The 21803-nt window shown below is 43.1% G+C and carries 10 protein-coding genes; 2 read left to right on the top strand and 8 right to left on the bottom strand.

From position 1 onward, the window contains the following. Positions 1-5: 5 nt before the first annotated feature. Positions 6-1754: a sialate O-acetylesterase gene (locus KDU71_RS02815; protein ID WP_212188379.1), complete on the top strand. Its 1749-nt coding sequence runs from the start codon at positions 6-8 to the stop codon at positions 1752-1754. Positions 1755-2153: 399 nt separating this feature from the next. On the opposite strand, the gene KDU71_RS22965 is transcribed toward KDU71_RS02815, so the two are convergent. The 8 genes from KDU71_RS22965 to bglX form a co-directional block, all read right to left on the bottom strand. Beyond that, positions 2154-3578 (bottom strand): energy transducer TonB, encoded by a 1425-nt coding sequence (locus KDU71_RS22965; protein ID WP_244828089.1) that lies wholly within the window; start codon positions 3576-3578, stop codon positions 2154-2156. A gap of 129 nt (positions 3579-3707) precedes the next feature. After that, positions 3708-4640, bottom strand: a complete 933-nt coding sequence (locus KDU71_RS02805; RefSeq protein WP_212188378.1) for a DUF1735 domain-containing protein — start codon at positions 4638-4640, stop codon at positions 3708-3710. A gap of 45 nt (positions 4641-4685) precedes the next feature. Beyond that, complete coding sequence (locus tag KDU71_RS02800; protein ID WP_212188377.1) at positions 4686-6410, bottom strand: RagB/SusD family nutrient uptake outer membrane protein; 1725 nt, start codon at positions 6408-6410, stop codon at positions 4686-4688. Between the two features lie 9 nt (positions 6411-6419). Beyond that, entirely contained in the window at positions 6420-9428 is a 3009-nt protein-coding gene (locus KDU71_RS02795) for a SusC/RagA family TonB-linked outer membrane protein (RefSeq protein ID WP_212188376.1), read from the bottom strand. Positions 9429-9457: 29 nt separating this feature from the next. Continuing rightward, positions 9458-11221, bottom strand: a complete 1764-nt coding sequence (locus KDU71_RS02790) for a RagB/SusD family nutrient uptake outer membrane protein (protein ID WP_212188375.1) — start codon at positions 11219-11221, stop codon at positions 9458-9460. A gap of 12 nt (positions 11222-11233) precedes the next feature. Further along, positions 11234-14311 (bottom strand): SusC/RagA family TonB-linked outer membrane protein, encoded by a 3078-nt coding sequence (locus tag KDU71_RS02785; protein ID WP_212188374.1) that lies wholly within the window; start codon positions 14309-14311, stop codon positions 11234-11236. Between the two features lie 393 nt (positions 14312-14704). Beyond that, the gene (locus KDU71_RS02780) at positions 14705-16156 is read right to left on the bottom strand and encodes a sulfatase-like hydrolase/transferase (RefSeq protein WP_212188373.1); all 1452 of its coding nucleotides are present in this window, start codon (positions 16154-16156) and stop codon (positions 14705-14707) included. Positions 16157-16161: 5 nt separating this feature from the next. Beyond that, a complete protein-coding gene (gene bglX / locus KDU71_RS02775; protein ID WP_212188372.1) occupies positions 16162-18414 on the bottom strand; it encodes a beta-glucosidase BglX in 2253 nt (750 codons plus the stop codon). 476 nt (positions 18415-18890) lie between these two features. Between bglX and KDU71_RS02770 the strand changes: the two genes are divergently transcribed. Beyond that, complete coding sequence (locus tag KDU71_RS02770) at positions 18891-21791, top strand: triple tyrosine motif-containing protein (protein ID WP_212188371.1); 2901 nt, start codon at positions 18891-18893, stop codon at positions 21789-21791. The last annotated feature ends 12 nt before the right edge of the window (positions 21792-21803 follow it).

The following is a 21803-nucleotide window of genomic DNA, read 5'->3' as shown; positions in this document are numbered from 1 at the left end:
AAAATATGATGAAATCTATCGTTAAGTCTTTGTTGGGAAGTATCACCTCTTTGAAATACCTAGGCTTGATGCTGTTGGCATGTATCCTTCCAGTAGCGGGAACAGCACAACTGAAGCTGCCCACATTTTTTGACAGTAACATGGTGTTGCAGCAAAATACCTCCAACGCTATTTGGGGCTGGGCAAAGCCTGGCGATAATGTGAGTGTAACCGCCTCATGGGGTGAAGAGGTTGCAGCTCTGGCCAATGAGACTGGCCGCTGGAAAGTGCTATTGCCTACGCCATCTTACCGCACAGGCGAATCACTTACAATTGAAACATCATCAGAACAAATCGCCATAAAGAATGTGGCCATTGGCGAGGTATGGCTTTGTCTGGGGCAATCGAATATGGGCTGGGCCCTGCGCAACACCTTTACGGCTGAAGAGGACCTTAAGCACGCTAAACAGGAGAATCTACGGATCTATAAATCGGACCGTCAGCACTGGCACGAACCTAAAAACGATTGTCCCACTGGCCAATGGAAGGAATCAGATGCAGAATCGGCTGCTGCCACCTCAGCGGTGTCGTGGTATTTTGGTTCAACGCTTCAGCGGCAGCTCAATGTGCCGGTGGGCATCATTGTGCAGGCCTATGCCGGCACGCCCGTGGAGGGCTGGATACCATGGCAGAAACAGGACGATATAGCCCGCAGCCGCTACCATAAGCAGGGACTGGATGAGGTAACGCTTCGGCAGACCAGCAAGCTGGGTATTGATCCTGATAGTATGTTGAATCAGTATTTCGCCGATTTGAAGACCTACCATCAGGCTATGGCCAATGGCGATACCATGAAGAGTAGGAACAAAACATTAATGGCGCCCATCATTACCAAACCGGCCAACCTGGGCAATCAGTATCCGCAGCATATTTATAATGTCATGGTGCATCCGTTACTGGGTTATGGCATCAGGGGCATCATCTGGTACCAGGGCGAGCGCAACTCCAAAACGGTGCAACAGGCCCTGGCCTTTAAAGGGCAGCTTGAGCGCCTGATTAACACTTATCGCGAGCTGTGGTACACGCATTCGGAGGGCCACACGCAGAGCGACTTCTATTTTTCGATGACGCAATTGCCCGGTTGGGGCATTGAGCAGAAGCAGGCGGTGGAAGGGGTGGAAGCTCCCTGGGCTGTATCAAGGCAGATGATGCTGGAGCTGGCACAGGAGATGGAGAATGTGGGCATGGTGGTATCCATCGATACGGGTAGCCCCATAGCCTTGCACCCTAAAAATAAGAAGCCCATCGGTGTACGCCATGCCTGCACGGTGCTGCGCGATGTGTACCATAAAGATGTGGTGGGGCACGGGCCGTATTATACCAGTCATACAAGCCAAGGTAATAGTATAGTATTGTCGTTCGATGGGGTGGGTAAGGGCCTGACCAAAGCCACAGAGGCGCCCTTGAACAGCTTTGCCATTGCCGGTGCCGACAAAAAGTGGTATTGGGCCCAAGCCGAGATAAAAGGAAATACTGTTGTGGTGAGCTCACCCAAGGTGGCTAAACCTTTGGCGGTGCGCTATGCATGGGCCATGAATCCCTCGCAACAGAACCTGCTGTATAATGCCGAGAGCTTTCCGGCATCGCCCTTCAGAACCGATAACTGGGACTTGCATACCGAAGGGGCCGAAGAGGTGGTGGTGAACAAGCCGAAGAAAGAGCCCGGTTTTGTGGATGCCGACTGGCCGCGTCCTGCCATGCAGCTGGAGGATTAAACGCTATAGAATTCATAATGGGCCGCATCCTTATCATCAAGATGCCTATAAGGATGCGAACCGTATGACTTTTTTACCATTTCGAAATTTTCCTGCCGTCAGCGGGAGCACTTCCAATCATTTGGAAACCTTGCTGCCGTCAGCGGGAGCACTTCCAAACATTTGGAAACCTTCCTGCCGTCAGCGTGAACACTTCCAAACATTTGGAAACCTTGCTGCCGTCAGCGTGAACACTTCCAAACATTTGGAAACCTTGCTGCAGTGTGCAGCAGATGATTGTACAGTTATTTAGTAAAAAGGAGTGTATGCTTGGAAAAGATGAGGATGTGATAAGGCATAAAAAAACCTGACAGGACTCTACATCATGTCAGGTTTTTTACACGGTTTTATTGATAGGTGTTAAAAGTTATCAACATTGAGCATTCTATCCGCATTGCATTGAAGGATAAAATTTATAGGAATTGTATAAGACACATCTACAGGCTCGCCATTAAGATAACCTGGGATCCATTTAGGCATATTACTGATTACGCGCAGAGCTTCCTTATCAAGGTTATAATCCACACTTCGGGCTACTTTAATATCTTTTAAATTTCCGTTTTTATCCACCACAAATGAGATGTATACACGCCCCTGTGCACGCATTTTCTGGGCTTCTACCGGATACTTTACACTTTGCGAAATGTATTTCCTCAGACCTTGTTCACCTCCAGGAAAAACTGGCATCTGTTCAACAATAAAATAAAGTGGTTCGGAATCATCGATGGGTTTGGCACCATAGAAGAGTGTGGTATTGCCTTCATACTGGTTTAATCGCTCCATTGAAATATCATAACTGATGTCTTCAGCAAAATTCAGTTTTATTCTATAGTATGCATTAACCGATTGGTTTTCATGGCGGCAAGGTTCAAGTTTAAGTTGACTTAGATATCTGGTAATGGCAGCTGTAACCTCTTTGTTGAGCGTTGTTTTGTATCGACACGATTTTGGGGGTATCTTCCCCTCAGAATTGAGGGTGAAGCCAAATGACAAATGCTTGGTACGAGCCTTATCAGGCTGTTTTCTTTCTATAATAGCGTGAATGTCGGCTTTGATACGTGCCAGCTGGTCAGCATCAATTGACGATTGTTGTGCCGGTTCCCAAGGTATTTTACTACCATTCAGATCAAGCATTTCACCCGAAACCAGTGAGTCGTTCTCATACATCTCTACCCGTCGAAGCTGGCCATCGGGGTAATAAGCAGTCAGCTCGCCATGCTTCTGATTGTTTGCATACTCGCAGCTCATCATCATCTGGCCGTTTTTGTAGTAGAATAAGTCCTTGCCGTGCTTTTTTTTATCACGCAGGTACGTTTTACGCGCAATGGTTTCATCGCTGTTCAAATAGGCGATGAGGCCTTGCTCATGCTGTCCGTCCCACTTATAAGCTTCATTTTGGATGAGCTTGCCTTTTTTGTTTTTTACCCAAAAATAGCCATCGCGGTGGTTGTTGCGATAATTGCCTTCGGATATAACCTCGCCTTTGTAGCTTTTTTGATAGAGCCCATCGCGGATGATGGTTCCCTCCTTGCAGTCCAGGTTAAACCTTTCAGCCATAATGGTTTTTTGTGTGGTCATAAACTGAAAGGTTTCGGTATAATCATCGTTTATCATGCGCCTAAACCAGTAGTGATAGGTGGAGTCGGCCACCTTTTCAATACCCATCTGCAGGGCATTTTTAGGTACAATGTAGTTCATCGTAACTTTCTTCTGGAACTTTGGGCCCCTGGACTGTGCCGGCAAGGCTATAAGCACCATAAAAAGTAGGATTGTTAGCTCTTTCATAGGATTTTGTTTTTAGAGTAAAACTGAGATGAGATAAATTTAGTGTATAGGTTGCTGATGTTTTTAGCCAATAAGCCCTGCAATAGCTCTATTGCAGGGCTTTAACTGTTTGCACTGATAATGATGCTGTTATTCTAATGACCACTCTTCAAACAAGATGCCGTCATTACGAAATAGTAATTCTTCTTCAACGGTATGCGTCAGTCCGTCGGCATCAATCCATTTATAATGGAGCGTAAACAGGCGTTTACTCAAATCAAAACTACTACCTAAATCTTCCACATTATTAATGTCTGATTCTGCAACATTTATAATGCTAATGCTTCCGTTGGCATCTCTTTGCAAGGCCATCTTATAGGTATAAGTTACTTTATCTATCACAGTACCATCCAAATGGCTGCCAACGCCGTTAATTACAACACTATCTTTGCCGCCGGTTGCAACCATTCTGGTTTCGTTTCTGACCAGTTCTTCATGGCTATATTCAATCGTATCGATGGCAGCACCTGTTGCATCAGTAATGTATTCGTTCCCTTTCTGGTAATAATACCCATGCATGTTGTTAATGTATTTTACAACCAGTATGGTATAGTCTTTACCAGCCATTGGGTTTTCAGCATTACCAAGTGTTGAATCAGCTGTTGTTTCAGTAATGCGCAAGGGCAATGCATAATGGTTGAGGTGCGCTTGTTCATCGGCCATAAAAGCCTCTTCGTTCAAATCAACATCAACTAAACCAAGAAATTCTCCTTTGGGAATAACCATTTTGTTGGCATCACTTAAGCTATAATAGGCCTCTGGCAATAGTGCAAAAGGTGTCGCTTCCAACAGGGTTTCGTCAATTTCAAAATTGACAATATGCTCCTGGTTATTTTCACGTACTCCGCCAATGGTAACACCTACCTGAAGCGCCATGTTGTTGGCCTGTGTAATGGTGCGTACAGGTTTCTGTAAGGCAAAGTAAGTAGCGGTGTACTCGTAGTCGTACTGGTAGTCCTCGTATTTCTCACAGCTGGTGAGTGTCAACAACACCGCTGAAAGTAGTAATAATATCTGTCTCATTATGTTATGTTTTAATTGTTTGGGGTTGATATTCTTAATCATTTGTTACCAACCTTTATTTTGCACAATTTCACCAGATTTAATCACCTCGCTGAAAGGTATAGGCCCATAGAACATGTGCTGGCCATACTGATAGTTTTCCACATCGATAGGTGTTAATTGGAACGTGGTATCAACATCGCTGACAATGCGTTCTACTTTAACGCCCTTGATGGTAGTGTTCAGTTGTTCAAGGGAACTATTCCAACGCCTTAGGTCATAAAACCGATGGCTCTCGAAGCACAGCTCTATACGACGCTCGTTGTGTACCAGGCTTCGGAAAGCATCTGCTCCATCGCTCGCCACATTATCAGCATAAGCTGTTGAGCCAATTCCAGCACGGCTTCGAACGGCGTTAATGGCATCTTTAGCAGTTAAGCCCAGTCCTAAAGGATCGGCCTCAGGACCCCATGCTTCGTTAGCAGCCTCAGCATAATTCAGGTACAGCTCTACTTTTCTGAATAAGGCAAAATAGTGATTATCTGATTTGGCGTTACCAACTTCCAGGTTAACATCCGGACTCATCCATTTGCGCAGGAAATACCCGGTACGTGAGGCACGCTCAGGACTGGCCAGTTCGGAATTTAAGCCTGTTGTTGACATATCAATGGTTGAGTCCTTAAATAATGCACCATGAAATAGAATAGTGCGGTAGAAACGAGGATCCCGACCTTCGTATGGCATTGATTCATCGTACCCGCTGTTTAAGTCATCGCTAATGGGATAGCCATTAGCCATAGGGAATGCATCCACCAGGTTCTGACTTGGGTTGGTGCGTCCTTGCCCAAATAGTACTACAGGGAAGTTAGAGCTTTCCAGTGCACGGTTTAGCGCATATTTGCGCATGATCAGCTCTGGCGAATTTTCGTCGTTATAAAACTTTTCATCGATAGAAGGCAGTGCTCCAATAACATCAATGGTCGCTTTAGCCAGTTGAGCAGCAGTTGCCCATTTGTCAGTTTCATTGTTAGCAAACAACGGACTGGCGGCATACAAAGCGGCCCGCGATTTAAGAGCCAGGGCTGCCGTGGCAGTTGCGCGGCCAATCTGGTTGTCATTGATCTCTTCCGGAATTTCATCTCCTTTGAGGTATTCCAGCGGGAGGTAGGCTGCAGCGGTATCGCAGTCGTTCAGTATTTGCTGCACGCATTCGGCATAGGTGTTGCGTGCCAACTTTACTTCTTCGTCCTGCGTATATACCCGTGTTAAAATGGGATAACCTAGCACAGTGCCCTGCTCATTGGGTCCGGCATGGTTTTGCAACAGTTGCCACTGGTACCAGGCCCTCAGAAAATAGGCTTCTCCTTTTAAACGTGCCTTTTTAGCTGAATCAATCTCTTTGTTGTAATCAACATAGGTGATGTCCAGGCCATTTTCGATAAACAGGTTAATGTTACGAATCTGGTTGAAGGCGGCACCCCATACATCCAAAGGATTGTAATTAGATGACCAGCCTCCTGCGCGCAGTTTATCAACAGAAGCTCCATACCTGTTTGAGGTGGCATTGTCTGTGGCACAGTCCAGAAAATCGCCTCCGTAAGTATTGTACATGTCTGGAATCTCCTTATAGGCAGCCATCAAAATGCCTTCGGCATAATCGGGTATACTCCATATTTGCTCTTCAGTTCTGTTCTTATCTATTTCGGGTTCAAAGTAATCGCTGCATCCGCTTGCTAAAACCATGAGTAGAATCAGGAACAGACTAGTAATATTATATTTTTGTGTCTTCATCTTTTAACATTAAAAGGTTACAGAAATACCACCGGTAATGGCTTTCATCAATGGGAAATCATTAATGCCAGCATCAATATTTTCGGCATCCAAGTTGTCAAATTGACTGATGGTTAGCAGGTTTGTGCCTCTAACGAATACCTTTGCCTTTTTCATATATAGCTTTGGCAGTAGCTTTTCGGGGAATAGATAGCTTAATTCCACATTTTTCAGCTTGAAGTAACCGGCATCTTCCAGCCAGTAATTGGACCCCGTAAAGTTATTGGTACCATTGGTTGTAGTTAATGGCACATAATCGTTGCTCATGGCCTCAGCAGAATATTTGCGTTCGCCATAGTTCCAGAAATAGCGGTTGTTCTTCATCACATCGAAACCATTCTGAAATACGCCTAAAGCATATAATCCAAAACCTTTATACTGCAGGTTGATGTGCATACCCATATTCAGGCGAGGAAATGAGTTGCCAATCACCTGCAGATCTTTTGGATCAATGACACCGTCATTGTTTATATCGGCATACATAATGTCACCAGCTTTAACGGCACCCAGCGTTGACGTGTAACCTGCAGCTATATCAGCATCTGTTACGAAACCATTGTGCGCGTAGCCGCGCATTACATCCACTGACTGGCCTACACCTGACAAGTATTGCAGTTCGGCTGGATAAGGCAACTCGATGCTTTTTTGGACCTCTGACTTTGAATACACAAAGTTGACACCGGCCGATAGCTTGAAATCACCCATATTTTTGAAATAGATGATATCACCTTCGAAACCATTGTTTACTACCTCGCCATGATTAACACTGTATAGATTAGTCCCAATGTAGCTTGGATGATTGGCCCATGGTGATGTGATGATGTCGTAATCAAAAATATTAAAGTAATTCAGCTCTACACTTAAGGTATTGTTGAAAAGTAGCGACTCGATACCCACGTTGATTTCGCGACGTTTCTCCCAGGTTAAGTCCGCATTGCCGTATTTGTCAAGTTGGTAAACGCGGCGATTATTCTTGTTGGTAGGGCCGAAGCTTACCGATCCGTTTTGTGAGTACTGATCCTCATAAAGGAAGTAGCTGAGGCCTTTATCGCTGCCCATAACACCACCCGAAGCTTTCAACTTAAGATAGTTAATACTGGCGTTGTCGGCTAAAAAGTCTTCGTTACTAATGATCCACGCAAGCCCCAGTGCTGGAAATAAACCAAACTGATTGCTGCCAGTAAAATGAGAGCTACCCATTAAAGAGGTGTTTAACTCGGCTACGTATTTGTTTTTGTAGGCATAATTAATGCGCAGTCCGTAGTTGGCAAACTTGTCATACTGAATCTGATTGTAACGCTGTGTCTGGTATTGTTGCAACACCAGGTTGGTATTTAATTCATGAGAACCGTTGAATGTTCGACTGTAATCAATATTCCAGGTGCTACCTACGCGGTGGTTATATGATTTATCTTTTTCCGATAGCTTATCGGGCGAACCATGGTTTTCCTGACGTAACTTAACCAGGTTATACTCCTCATCGGTGTAAGTTGGTACCAACTGGTACGATGCAAAATTTATGGCATTGGCATAGCGGTAATAGTTTTCGTTATCGTATGATAAGGCTACACCAGCCGACAAACCTTCAATGTATTTATTCAGGTTGAAGTGTAAGCCCAGGTTGAATTGTATATTTCTGTTTTCCTGTTTTTTATAGCCTGTTTCATTGCCTAATCCATAAATATTGTCAGAGTGCAGATAGCTACCTCCAAGTAGTGCCAACGAATCGGTGGGAATAAATACCGGATATTCATTCGGGCGATGCGATGACAAGGCTCCAAAGAAATCTTGTGTTGTTATATTAGCAGAACGGCGATACTCCATACGACCTGCGATATCCATTTTAACTGAAGTAACGCTGGTAACATCAATATCCAGGTTCCCACGCAAATTGAATTTATTGTATTCGGTGGGTTCTTTAATATCTTCTAAACCACCGGTGCCGGTATAACCCATATTGACATAGTAGGCTGAGCTTTTGCCTCCACCCCTGAATTCAGTAGTAACGCGTTTCATTGGCATATGGTTATTCAGGTACATGCCATTAAAGTCGTTGTTGGGATGCAATATTGGTGACGAACCGTTGCGGTAGGCGGCTATGGCATCGTTGGAATATATGGGTGCCAAACCATCGTTGGCCCGCGCCTGATTGTACAGGGTAGCATAGTCAGCTGCATTCAGCCATTGAGGGTCGCTGGTTGGTGCCATTATACCATATTCCATGCTGATGTTGGCATCACGCGAGTTGTTTTTACCTCTTTTGGTTGTGATAACAATAACGCCATCGGCAGCCTTACTTCCATAAAGCATTTTGGCTGTTACATCCTTCAATACCTCAACCGACTCAATTTCTTCGGGTAGCAGAGCATTAGCCTCACGCTCAAAACCATCCACCAGGATAAGCGGGCGATTATTGCCTAAGCCCCCCAATCCTCTGATTGTTAAAGTTGGAGAGTTCCATCCGGGTGTGCTACTGTTTTGAGTTGAATAAAGACCTGCCACACGACCCGCCAATGAATTCAGCATCGACAGATCAGGATAGCTTAATAGCTCGTCTCCATCAACTACAGATACAGCTCCCGTCAGCCTGTTCTTTTCAATAGTCTCGAAAGGTATATTGATCTGGTCTTCGGGGAACAAGAATGGGGTAAGGGCAGCAAGCGTAATTGTTTTCTCTGGTAAGCCCTGGCTTAGTTCATACATTTGCGTTTCAAAGCCATTGGCCGAAATGTAAATAGCAGCATCGCTATTCACCTCTAGTTTGAAGAGGCCATCGTTATTGGTATGGATGACCTTTCCCTTGTTAAATACGCGTACCATGGCGTTGGCAACCGGGATGCCATTGGCATCTGTTACGGTTGAGCTGATGGTGATATTGTTTTTTTGCGACATACCGTATTGAGGTATTAAAAACAACATCGATACTAACAGTAACAGAGGCATTGCCATGACTCTTATGTTATGATATATTATCTTCATTTGTTTCGTTTTTCTTTCAATAAATAGGATTATAACCAGCCTGGGTTTTGCTCAAACGATGTTGACAGAAAATCGTCGTTGTTTGGTACCGGATACCAATAGTTACGTTCCTTAAAAATGGGCTGGTAAATATCGTCGAGCAGAACAGCTCCATAGGTAAATGTGCCGTCATTATTATTTGTAATATGCGCTCTTTTCAGATCCTTCATTACTTCGGTGGCAATCATCCATCGACGTAAATCGTGGCTGCGTTGGTTCTCAAACATCAACTCAACAGCTCTTTCGTTGCGAATACGTTCTCTGAATAAGTCTTTCGAACCAGTGTATTGACTATTTACTTCCGGCATCTGTGCGCGTCTGCGAATAATATTCACTGCTTCCAGTGCGGTAATGCTCGTGCCTGGTACTGCACCTGTTGGCCCGTAAGCTTCATTGGCAGCCTCTGCAAAATCGAGGTATGCCTGTGCCAGACGATAGTTGATCCATGGCTTGAACCAGCCGTCCCAATCGTTGGCCTTGTTATTAACGCCAAAGGGCCAGTGTTTGCGCATTAGGTATCCGCCACGAGCACTTCTGAATTTACCGGCTTTTTCTTTAGTGGGGTCATCTAATCCACCTACAAAAGGTTCAAACTTAAATTCAGTAGTACCTTGTCGGGCAATAACATCGCCATTCACATAAACGTTTTTGTTCAGGCGAGGATCGCGATTGACATATGGATTCTGGGGATCATACGTTGGGTCCTCGCTAATGGGCAGACCATTCAAGGTTTCATAGCGGTCCACAGCATTCTGAGTGGGTGAGTCGAAAAATTGGAAACCTCCCAGTCGGTGGCAAACACCGCCTACCTTCATATCACCTTTTTCGCGGGTTTTAAAGTTCACGTATACAATGGCTTCGTCGGATACCGGTTTGGTTTTGCTGTACCATATATCATCGTATTCATCCAGCGTGTAAAGACGATAGATGCCTTTCTGTTCCATTTCAAAAAGATTAATGGCATTATCGCACAGAGCTTTGCAATGCTCAATATTATACTCATGTCCCAATTCAGGATTCATCAGAGGACTTGCAGCATAGAGCAGTGCCAGGTTTTTGCCGGCATAAGCCATGCCTTTGTTAGCGCGTCCCAACTCATTTTGTGGCCAGGTTTCGGGCAATAGTTCAATGGCGCGGTCAAACTCTTCGAGCAGCCATTCATTCGATTCCTGATAGGATAGGCGTTCAAGATTAATGTCGTCGCTTGGTCCATAGGTTTGATCGATAATGGGCATGCCACCATATCGAAGAATTATCTGCATGTAATACCAAGCCCTGAAATAATGTATCTCGCCTTTAATCTGGTGCTTTTGTTCCTCAGTGGCATCGGTTAATACATGAAAGTATTCAAGGGCTGTGTTAGCCACACGCAATCCTTGCATAGCATTGGCAATAATGGGAGATTCCTTACCATACTCCTTGTTGTCAGCTTTTTTTGCATAACCCAGTTCGTAGGTAGTTTTGTAGTCCGGTGCCTGCCAGTTGTCGCCTTTCTTATATTTGAACGAGTCCATCCACGAGGTATTGGTTGTAGCTGCCTCATCGGAGTTTGCACAAGGTAAACCACGGTGGAACCATTCAAAATAATCTTTTCGTAGGAAATACAAATAGTCGGTGTAGGAGCGAAATGATGCATAATCGCTCAGTACCACGTTAATGTCAACTTCTTGTTCAGGTGCTTTATCCAGATAATCGTAGCACGAGCTCAAGAAAAAGACTGGTATCAATATGATTATATATATTATTCGTTTCATATCTGTGTGTTTTTAGAATCCTATTCTTACTCCGGCATTGAATCTGCGAACAATCGGATATAGATTGGTTGTACCTTGTTCAGGATCGATGCGGTTATCAAAGTCGGTAAATGTTAATAGGTTGTTTCCACTTAAATAGAGCTCGCATTTTGTCATGCCCAGCAGTTTCTGAGCTGTCTTTTTTGGTAGCGTGTAACCAAATTCGGCGTTGCGCAAACGTATATAACTGGCATCGCGATAAGTAAACTGGCTCGTTTGCATATTGTGTTTGTTATCACCCTGCAAGTGAAGCGCCGGATGCTCCGCTGTTTCGGCTGTTTCAGGCGTCCAACGGTTGAGGCTATGATTGAATGTCATGGTATTACCATTCTGGAACTCCCACAGCATGGTGCCCGGCATATTACGATACATGCCATTGGTAGCCGTTAACATGGCTGTTAAATGGAACCCTTTGTATTCGATACCTAATTGCAAACTACTCGTCAGGTTAGGAGTCGACTGATATTTCATCGGTACCCTGTCGCGGTCGTTGATAACGCCATCAGCATTATAGTCCAGATAAGCCAGGTCGCCTGGTATACGGTTGCCACTCCATTCAGATTGTGGTCGATTGTACAGGTCGTCCCAAGAACCGTAAAAGCCATCGGTTAGCAAGGCATTAACAGTACCAATGGGTTTACCGGCATATTTCTGGTACTCAGGCATGCCATCGGGGTCGCCACGTTTTACAACACGGTTTTCAGTGTAGGCAAATATGCCGGTTATCCAGTAGTTAAGTCCAGATCTGGTTTTGTTACGCCAGGTGGCTTCCAACTCAAAGCCTTGCGTTTTTGACTCACCCAGGTTGCTAATAATCTTACCATCAATACCAGCCCAGGTTGGCATCAGCTGTTCACTCAGTATTCCTTCACGTTGTTCTTTGTAAAAATCAAATGTCAAAGATAGTTTACGGAACATATCCAACTCGACGCCTATGTTTTGCTTAATAGCGATTTCCCAGAAGGCAAACTTGTTGCTGGCACCACTGGTGACATAAAACTGGTTGACAGGATTTACCGGATCACCAAAGTAAAGAATGCGGTTGCCGTTTACATTAAATGTTTCAGGTTGGATATCCCAGTTAAACTTTAGGCTTCGGAATCCATCGTAACTACCACTTTCACCCCATGAGTAGCGAACCTTCATTTTGTCGATAAAGGGCAGGTTGTCTTTAATGAAATTTTCTTCGGAAATGATCCAACCAATGGCTCCTGAATAAAAATCTTCGGTGTTATAATCAGGATGGAACCAGTTGATGCCCGAAATAGAGCCATTAAACTCTAACAGGTAGCGCGCGTTATAGGCATAGGTAGCGCGAGCTACGTGGCTCATATAACGATCCGGAAATTGTACTTTGCTTTTGGTTTCTTCGCGCAGTGTTAATAGTAATGCACTAACGCTGTGTTTACCAAAATCACGATTGTAATTTAAGCTGGCATCATAGTATAGCTGACGGTTGTATGTGCCCATTTCTTCGTTGGCATAGGATATGGGCTCTTCATAGGTATCCATCGTAGGCCAGCGAAGAAAGACATTATTTTCATAGTCCTCACTGGATGCATAAAAGTAGCGATCTATCGTTTTATTGATTTTGCGGCTGCTTTGAGCTTTATTTGTGTAGGATACACTTCCTTTAAAAGATAAGCCTTTGGTGATGAAATCGAGCTTTTGGTCGAGCTTAAAATCAACGAATACATTGGCTTGATTAATGATGTTTGAACCCTCCTTATTTAGTCGGATATACATGTTTTTGGCATTCTGGAAGGAAGGATCTTCGCCAAACTGACCATTCTCGTAATACAACGGATATAGGTGATTTGGGGTAGAGTAAATACGGCGGAAAAACTCATTTTTTGAGTAATCGTTAGCACTGGCACCTACACCACCCGGGCGTGTTTGTTTACTGATGATACCACCCAGGTTAACAGATAATTTTGTAGTATTGGTAACACTAAAGTCAAAATTACTCCTTAAGTTGTATTTATTAAAGTTAAACCGGGGATCGTATTCAGCTTGCTTTTCTGTTTTGAAGATGTCTCCTTCGTGAGTGTAACCTACCGAAGTGAAATACTTCATGAATTTGTTACCTCCGGATACATTCAGGTTGGCTGTCTGGCTCCATCCCAAATCCTTCAATAGTTCTTTCTCCCAATCAATTTCGGGGTAAAAGTAAGGATCAACCTGGTTTTGCCACATGGCTATTTCCTGCTCTGAATACATGCCGCTATAACTGTTGCCGTTTATCAATGCTTCGTTATACATTTGCATCGACTGAGCATGCGTCGGTATGGTATAATCAGACGTCATCTGTTTAGCTGTAACATTTGCATTGAAACTAATTTTGGGTTTAGATTCAGTACCTCGCTTGGTGGTGATGAGTATAACGCCGTTGGCACCTCGTACCCCAAAAACAGCAGTAGCAGAGGCATCTTTTAGAACTGATAATGATTGAATCTCGTTGGGATCAACCTGATCGTAAGGCCGTTCAATACCATCGACCAATACCAGGGGCGCATTGCCATTCCACGATGATTTTCCACGTATAAGAATATCGGTTGATGCATCACCCGGTTGCGATGAGTTTTGTAACGTAACCACACCTGGTAAGAGGCCAGTAAGAGCTTCACTAACACTGGTTACTCCACCTGTTTTTAATAATTCCTCTCCTTTAGCCTGGGTAATGGAGCCCACGACAGTTTCTTTCTTCTGCACGCCAAAACCAACAACAACAATGTCGTCCAGCTCACTTACATCGGCTTGCATGTTAATAGTGAATGATGTTTGTCCGTTGATCGGAATCTCCTGCTTACGATAACCAATAAAGGTAACAACCAGTGTCCCATCTGCAGGCAGGTTCAGGTTAAATGAACCATTGATGTCTGTGATAGTACCGGCTGTGCTTAAATCGCTTGCATTTTTAAGCATCACGGTTGCTCCGATCAGAGGCTCTCCATTCTCATCCAAAACTTTTCCTTGGATACGGATGTTTTGAGCGCCGGCAATGAAGAATTGCAAACACACAAACATCAATAGAAATAATCTTCTAGTCATACAATTTGAATTTAGGTTCTCTGAATGTTTTATATTCAGAATTTAAAATTAGAGAGCCTTAACATCCGTTAACAATTAAGTGCCACAAAAGCACTTTCATGCGCAAAAAATCTTTTGTTATATCAACCAAACACAAAAGAGCCTGGTGCTGGTAACTTGCAGTTATATAGATGTGTATAAAAGTGTGTTTATGCTATTGAATATGAATATTTTGATCAGATAGGAGCTGATAATGTACTTCGCCCATCCGCCAATTTGTACATACTATACAAAAAAAGCTGCTCATCAAGAACAGCTTTTGTAGTGGTTTCAAAATAGAATCTCTAATATTTACCTGGTCTGTTTCCAGTAGTGGTATTTATTAATTGGGAACTCTTCTGAAATAATAAATTATCACCTGATGAGCGGGCCATCATTTTCCCAATAGTATTTTTTACCTGCATTATATGTATCTAAGTCTCTTGTACATGGCCATGGTGTTCTAACACCATCACCAAACTGCCGTTGACCGGGGAAGCCGGTTGCGGTTTGTTCTTTCCATGCTAAACAAGCTTCCTGCATTTGCTTAAGTTCTGATTGATAAGCTTGACTTTCGGCAAGATTGATCTGTTCGAGTGGATCGGCCTTCAGATCGTATAGCTCTATACCGTTGGTAAGCCAGAGGAACTTGAGGTTACCGCGTTGCATAGCAATACGGTCGGTATGCATCCAGAAAAGGTCGCGTTCTGCTATAGGTTTGTTCTCAAAAACGCTCTCTTTAACACTGATACCATCCAGCTGATATGGTAACGTGTATTCAATGTCGCAGATATCCATAATAGTGGGCAGTAAATCCATGGTGAGCATCTTGTTCTCATTGGTTGAAGGTGTTAATTGACCTTTCCAGTAAAACAAGGCAGGTACTTTTATACCACCTTCGTAAAGTTGTACTTTATGACCTCTGTGCTCGCCATTGACCTTGCCGTGTTTAACACCTACGCCTTCACCACCATTGTCTGATGTAAAGATGATGAGCGTATTATCTTCGATGTTGTACTTTCTAAGGGCTTGCATTATCATACCCACGCCATCATCCATGCTTTTAACCATTTCGGAATAGCGACGCATGTATTCATTCTTCGGGAATTTATGTTGTACCGCATAGACGTAGAAATCATCGGTGCGTAAAGGGGCATCGTTGGGACCTTGCATGGGTACATGCACAGCAGCTTCCGGGAGGTAGATAAAAAACGGATGCTCATGTTCTTTGTCAATGAAATCGACGACAGCCTGATTCAACAGGTTGGTTACATAGCCTTCCTGGGTGCTGGGTTGATGATGCACAAACCAATCTACTTCGCTCTCTGTATTGTGCTTTGTTACAAAGTCGATGTTACCATCCAAAAAGCCGGTAAACTCATCAAATCCATGTTGTTTAGGTTGAAAGGCTTCGCCCGAGCCAAGGTGCCACTTACCAAATACACCAGTTTTGTAGCCGGCATCTTTCATTATTAATGGTAATGAAGGATTTGTTTTTGGGTCGAGACCAACGGAGTCAACACAGTGAAAATAGATGTGGTCGAGCCCCACGCGCTGCTGGTAGCGACCAGAAAACAGTGCTACGCGGGTAGGAGAGCAGACCGTACTGTTGGCATAGAAGTTGGTGCATTTAACACCATTTTGTGCCAGCTTATCCAGGTGGGGAGTTGCAATGCCTTCACCACCAAAGCAACTTAGTCCGGCATAACCTAAGTCATCAGCTAAAATAACGATAACATTAGGCTTTTTTCGTTCTATATTTGTACTGCAGCTTCCAAATAAAACCAATGTAGCCAGCGCAAACAGGAGTATGTTAGATTTTTTCATAAGTGCTATTTTGTCCAAGTGAATGACGATTGTTTGGCATCCTGTGAATTAGTTCCGATAAATACATTGAAAGCACCGCTTTCCCAATCATAAAATAAGTCACTATTGAAGAACTTCAGGTCGTCTTGTGTGATTTGGAATGTAACCGTTTTGCTTTCTCCTGCATTGAGGTGAATCTTCTGAAAACCTTTCAGTTCTTTTACTGCCCGTGATACTGTGGCAACAGGATCCTGGAGGTAGAGTTGCACTACCTCTTCTCCGTTACGGCTACCTGTGTTTTTTATGTCTATGGATGCAGTGAGTATCGTATTACCATTCAATTCTTTATTGCTAAGGGTAATTTCACCATACTCAAAGGTTGTGTAGCTCAGTCCATAGCCGAACGGATAGAGCGGTGTATTAGGAACATCCAGGTACTTGGTGGTGAACTTGTGATTAGGATCGATTGGGCGACCTGTATTTCTGTGGTTGTAATAAATCGGAATTTGACCCACATTGCGCGGAAAGGTCATGGTTAGTTTACCGGCAGGGTTGTAGTTGCCAAACAGCACATCGGCAATGCCATTACCTGCTTCAATACCGGCATGCCAGGTTTCCAGTATAGCAGGTACATGTTCATTTTCCCAGCTCAAGGTAAGTGGTCGCCCGTTAGAAAGAACCAATACAACTGGTTTACCCGTTTCCAACATAGCGTTTAGCAGCTTTTGCTGACAGTCAGGAATGCTAATATCAGAACGACTGGCCGCTTCACCCGACCAGCTACGTGGTTCTCCCAAAACAGCAACGATTACATCAGCATCACGGCTTACTTCAATGGCTTCCTTTAATAGGTTTTCCGATTGTTCTGCTGTTATTGTCATTTCCGGACTGCCTTTCTTTTTGTGATTGCGGTTAACGTTTAACAAGTAATGGTCTTCAGTGAAATACGATCCCTGTGCATAGCTCACTTGTGCTTTTTTGCTGATTTCGTTTCGTATGCCTTGCAGGATAGTGATAATATCTGTTGTGTCTCGTGTAGCTGCCCATGTGCCAAGCATATCAATTTTTGCGTCGGCCAATGGCCCTACAACAGCAATATTGGCTTTTCGGCTCAACGGTAGTAGTTGATCTTCATTTTTTAGTAATACACAGGAGTGAGCCGCCAGTTCTCGTGCTTTTTCTTTGTGTGCTTTGCAAAGTAATACCTTATCAGCCCTTTTCTGATCGTAGTATTGAAAGGGCTTGTGGAACAAACCAAGCTTATATTTGGCTTCCAATACCCGGCGACAGGCTGTGTCAATTTCATCTTCCGTTACCATACCTTCTTCCATTGACTGGCTGAGGGTACCAATAAAAGCCTGGCCAACCATATCCATATCAATGCCTGCTTTTAGTGCTTGTGCCGCAACTTCACTAAGGTCACCCAGGCCGTGATGCATCATCTCGTTAATGGCTGTGAAGTCAGTTACTACAAAGCCATCAAAGCCCCACTGCTCGCGCAGTAACTCAGTCATCAGCCAGCGATTGCCGGTTGCCGGTACCATATCGATGACATTAAAGGCACTCATAGCTGAACCGGCTCCCGCATCAAACGCTGCTTTGTAGGTGGGCAGGTAATCCTGAAACATACTTATCTTGCTCATGTCAACGGTGTTGTAGTCGCGCCCGGCCTCAGATGCACCATACAAGGCAAAATGCTTGACGCAAGCCATGATGGTGTTATTGGCCGATAAATCATCGCCTTGATAGCCTCGCACGTAGGCCTGGGCAATTCGAGAACCTAGCCATGCATCTTCGCCAGCCCCTTCAGCCACACGTCCCCAGCGAGGATCGCGGCTGATATCCACCATGGGGGAATAGGTCCAGTTAACACCATCACTACTGGCCTCAATCGCCGAGATGCGTGCCATTTCTTCAACTCTTTCAAGATCCCACATGCAAGATAATGCTAATGGTATGGGAAAAGTGGTTTTGTAGCCGTGAATAATATCGCGTCCGGTAATAACAGGGATGCCAAGTCTCGACTCTTCAACAGAAGCTTTCAGGCTATTATAGCCGCCAGATGCACCAATCAGGCCCTTTTTGATAAACTCAATTTTACCTTCACCTTCGGTTATTACAGGTAGGTTGCCAACGCCCGATGAGAGGTTGAGCTGCCCCAGTTTTTCTTCAAGGGTCATCCGATTCATCAGTGAATCAATAAAATCATTCATTTTGTGGTCTTGTCCTTGCAAGTAGATGCAGCCAAATACTATTAGACTTGTGAGGAATTTTTTCATGTTTAATGTGATTTAATCTACGATGGTTAAAATTATGAGATGGCTGCAGCTCTCAGTGTAATAGTATTGCAGCTTTACTTGCATGTAATGAAATAATCAACTTTTTAAACCTTCATTTTACCTATACATTGCTTTATGAGGGATTTGTTAATAGGCATATATGTAGATGGTTAGGGTGTTTTTATGCAGTGATTAAATGTAATAGGCTCAAAACAATTTGAGGAAATGTTGGTAGCGGCATTGTAACAACTATTATTAAAGACCATAAGTGCAAGGCAGAGGTGACGAATAAGCTAATTTTTGAAGAGTAATGATGCACGGTAATATTTTACACTCTACTTTTTAATCTTATTAAAACTCGATGTTATCGATGAATTTAAGTCTTTACTTGTAGATTTACCGCTTAACTTGTACTTTAGAATTATCTGTCTGCTTTGAAATCATAGAGCAAGCAATCTTAGCCATTTTGAATACACATGAAACAAATCACCATTATCAAGCACATATTCCTTTTGTTTTTTGTAATCATAAGTCAGTTAGTTGATTCACAAAAATTGGGAATACCCGATCTGGAGTATTTTAACCGGCGTCAGTACGAGGCCGGTACACAAAACTGGAAAATAAATGAAAGTAATAGTGATCTGATGTACTTTGCCAACAATGATGGTTTGCTGGAGTATGATGGCGTTAACTGGCGGCTGCATAAAGATATGGGCGATATTATTATCAGAAGCGTTAGATGTATTGATGAAAAAATCTACGTTGGAGGCTATAATGAGTTTGGCTATTTTCGATATGATTCTCTTCACCACCTTAGTTATATGAGTTTATCGGGCCTACCGCAACTTAAAAGCATTGGAAATGTCTGGACTATTACTCAATGGGACAATAAAGTTGTTTTTCAATCTGAGTTGATGCTTTGTATTTATGAGAATGATGAATTGCAGGAAATAATACCTGCTAAAGAGCGATTTATATCGGTTTTTCTGGTAAACGGAATGTTGCTGGTTCAGGATATATCCCAGGGTCTATTGGAAGTAAGGGGCAAGAATGCTTATCCTCTGCCAGGTGGACAAATTTTCTCAGGCATGAATGTATCAACAGTGATGGCTATTGCTGACGACAAGATTGTGATAGGCACCATGAAGAATGGGCTTTATTTATGGGATTTACAAGCAATACAGCCATGGAATGTGGAAGTAGCTCCGCAGCTACAGGCAGCAAATATTTTTTGTGGCACAACATATGCTGATGATTATCTGGTTTTTGGAACTATTCAGCAAGGTGTATTGATTGCCGATAAGCAAGGTAAGCTGGTTTTGCAAGTGGATAAGGATAAGGGCTTAATAAATAATACGGTACTGAGTTTGTTTGTTGACAAGGAAGGAAGTATCTGGTGTGGGCTTGACAATGGAATTGGGCGAATTAATCTGAAGTCAGGCATTTCTTTTATTAATGGTTATTATGATTTAGGTACTGGCTACGTGATGGATTTTTATGAGGGTAGCTATTATTTTGGTACGAATCAGGGACTATTCCGAATTTCACAGAAGGATTTTTACAACCCGCTTAAAGGCAGGTCTCACTTTAAAAAGGTGCCGGGAGCAGACGGACAGGTATGGAGCCTCTATAAAGACGAAAATGGAATTTTATGTGGACATAATTTAGGCGTGCTCAGAGTAAGGAATGGCCGGGCTGAAACCATTACCCCTTCTTCTGTTAATGGAGTCTGGAAATTTATTCAGATTGAAGATAATCCGGGGTTAATGCTTGCTGGTACTTATGATGGTTTTATTCTTCTGGAAAACATTGAGGGCAATTGGAAATTTGTTTGTAAAGTAGATGGTTTTGTTGAATCATCTCGATTTGCCGAATGGGACGAAAATGGAAACCTTTGGGTATCTCATGGCGACCGAGGAATATTTCAGTTGACCTTTAGCGATGATTATAAGTCGGTTGATAAGGTCAAAGAATATGCATTCTCAAACTTTCCGAGCAATAAAATGGGCTTGGTTTCAAAAATTAACGGGCGTTTAGTTTTTATCGGTAAAGATGCCTATTACCGGATTAATGCTGATGGAATAGTGGGGAAAGAGGATAGTTATGATGCTTTTTTTCAGGCAGGTCATTATCCTGAAAAGTTGATTGAAGATCGTTTTGGCAATATCTGGTTCTTCATGAATAATAATACAGGTGTTTTACGGCGGTTGGAGGATGGTACTTATAAGAAAATTGAATTCCCTTTTGTACCCTTAAAACAAAAACTTGTTTCATCGTTTGAGTCCATTTTCGTTAGTAATTCTAATAATGTGTTTTTTGGAATAGAAGATGGTTTTGCACACTATTATGTGCTGGACAATACTAATTTTCGTTTGCCATTTAAAGTGCATTTACGTTCATTTAAAGGAGTCGGCGATAGTATTGGATATGTACTTCACCAATCTACTAATAAAGATACCAGGCAGTTGGTGATTCCGGAGTATCCTTTTAAGAAGAATGCTTTCACCATTAGCTATGCTGCTACCTTTTTTCAGGATAAGGATGTTGAGTATGCTACGGACTTGGTAGGGCCTGATGCGCAACATACAAGTTGGTCTACTCAGTCATTTGTACAATACACCAAATTAAAAGAGGGTGATTATTCATTTACAATACGTGCACGCAACCGATATGGAGTGGAGGCCTTACCTCTTACTTTTAAATTTAAAATTCATCCGCCCTGGCATCGTCATATTTATGCTAAAATAATCTATCTCATACTAATTCTGATAACTGCGGGTTTCGTGGCTTTTATTTTTAATCGCCGGATTGAAATTAGCCGACAAAAGGAAAAATTGAAACAGCGCCAGCATTACAAAGCCAAAGAAGAACAACTGACCAACGAAGCGTTGCGAGCTGAGAAGGAGATGATTAGAATGCGTAATGAAAAGTTGCGCAATGAGATGCTGTTCAAGGAAAAAGAGTTAGCTAACTCCACCATGAATATTATTCAGAAAAATGAATTTCTGGCGTCGGTCAAAGAACAGTTAAAGCGGATTAAAACACTAAAAGATTCCTCTGAAATTGCTCATAAGCTCGATTTGCTGATTAAGAAAATTAATAAAGATCTCGATAGTGAAAGTCACTGGGAAGTGTTTGAGTTACACCTCGAGCAAGTACATGAAGATTTTCTTAAGCGATTAAAGTCAAAACATCCTGAGCTTTCTTCTCGCGAGCAAAAACTTTGTGCCTACATTCGGATGGGAATGTCTTCAAAAGAAATAGCTGTTATTATGAACGTCTCCTATCGGGCTGTAGAAAATAATCGCTATCGACTGCGACAAAACCTGGGGATTGAATCGGGAGAAAACCTTTCCAGGTATATAAATAGTATCTAGTCACACAAATTC

It is taken from the genome of Carboxylicivirga sediminis, from assembly GCF_018156225.1.
Lineage (GTDB): Bacteria > Bacteroidota > Bacteroidia > Bacteroidales > Marinilabiliaceae > Carboxylicivirga > Carboxylicivirga sediminis.
This window is presented reverse-complemented; position numbering and strand designations above follow the sequence as displayed.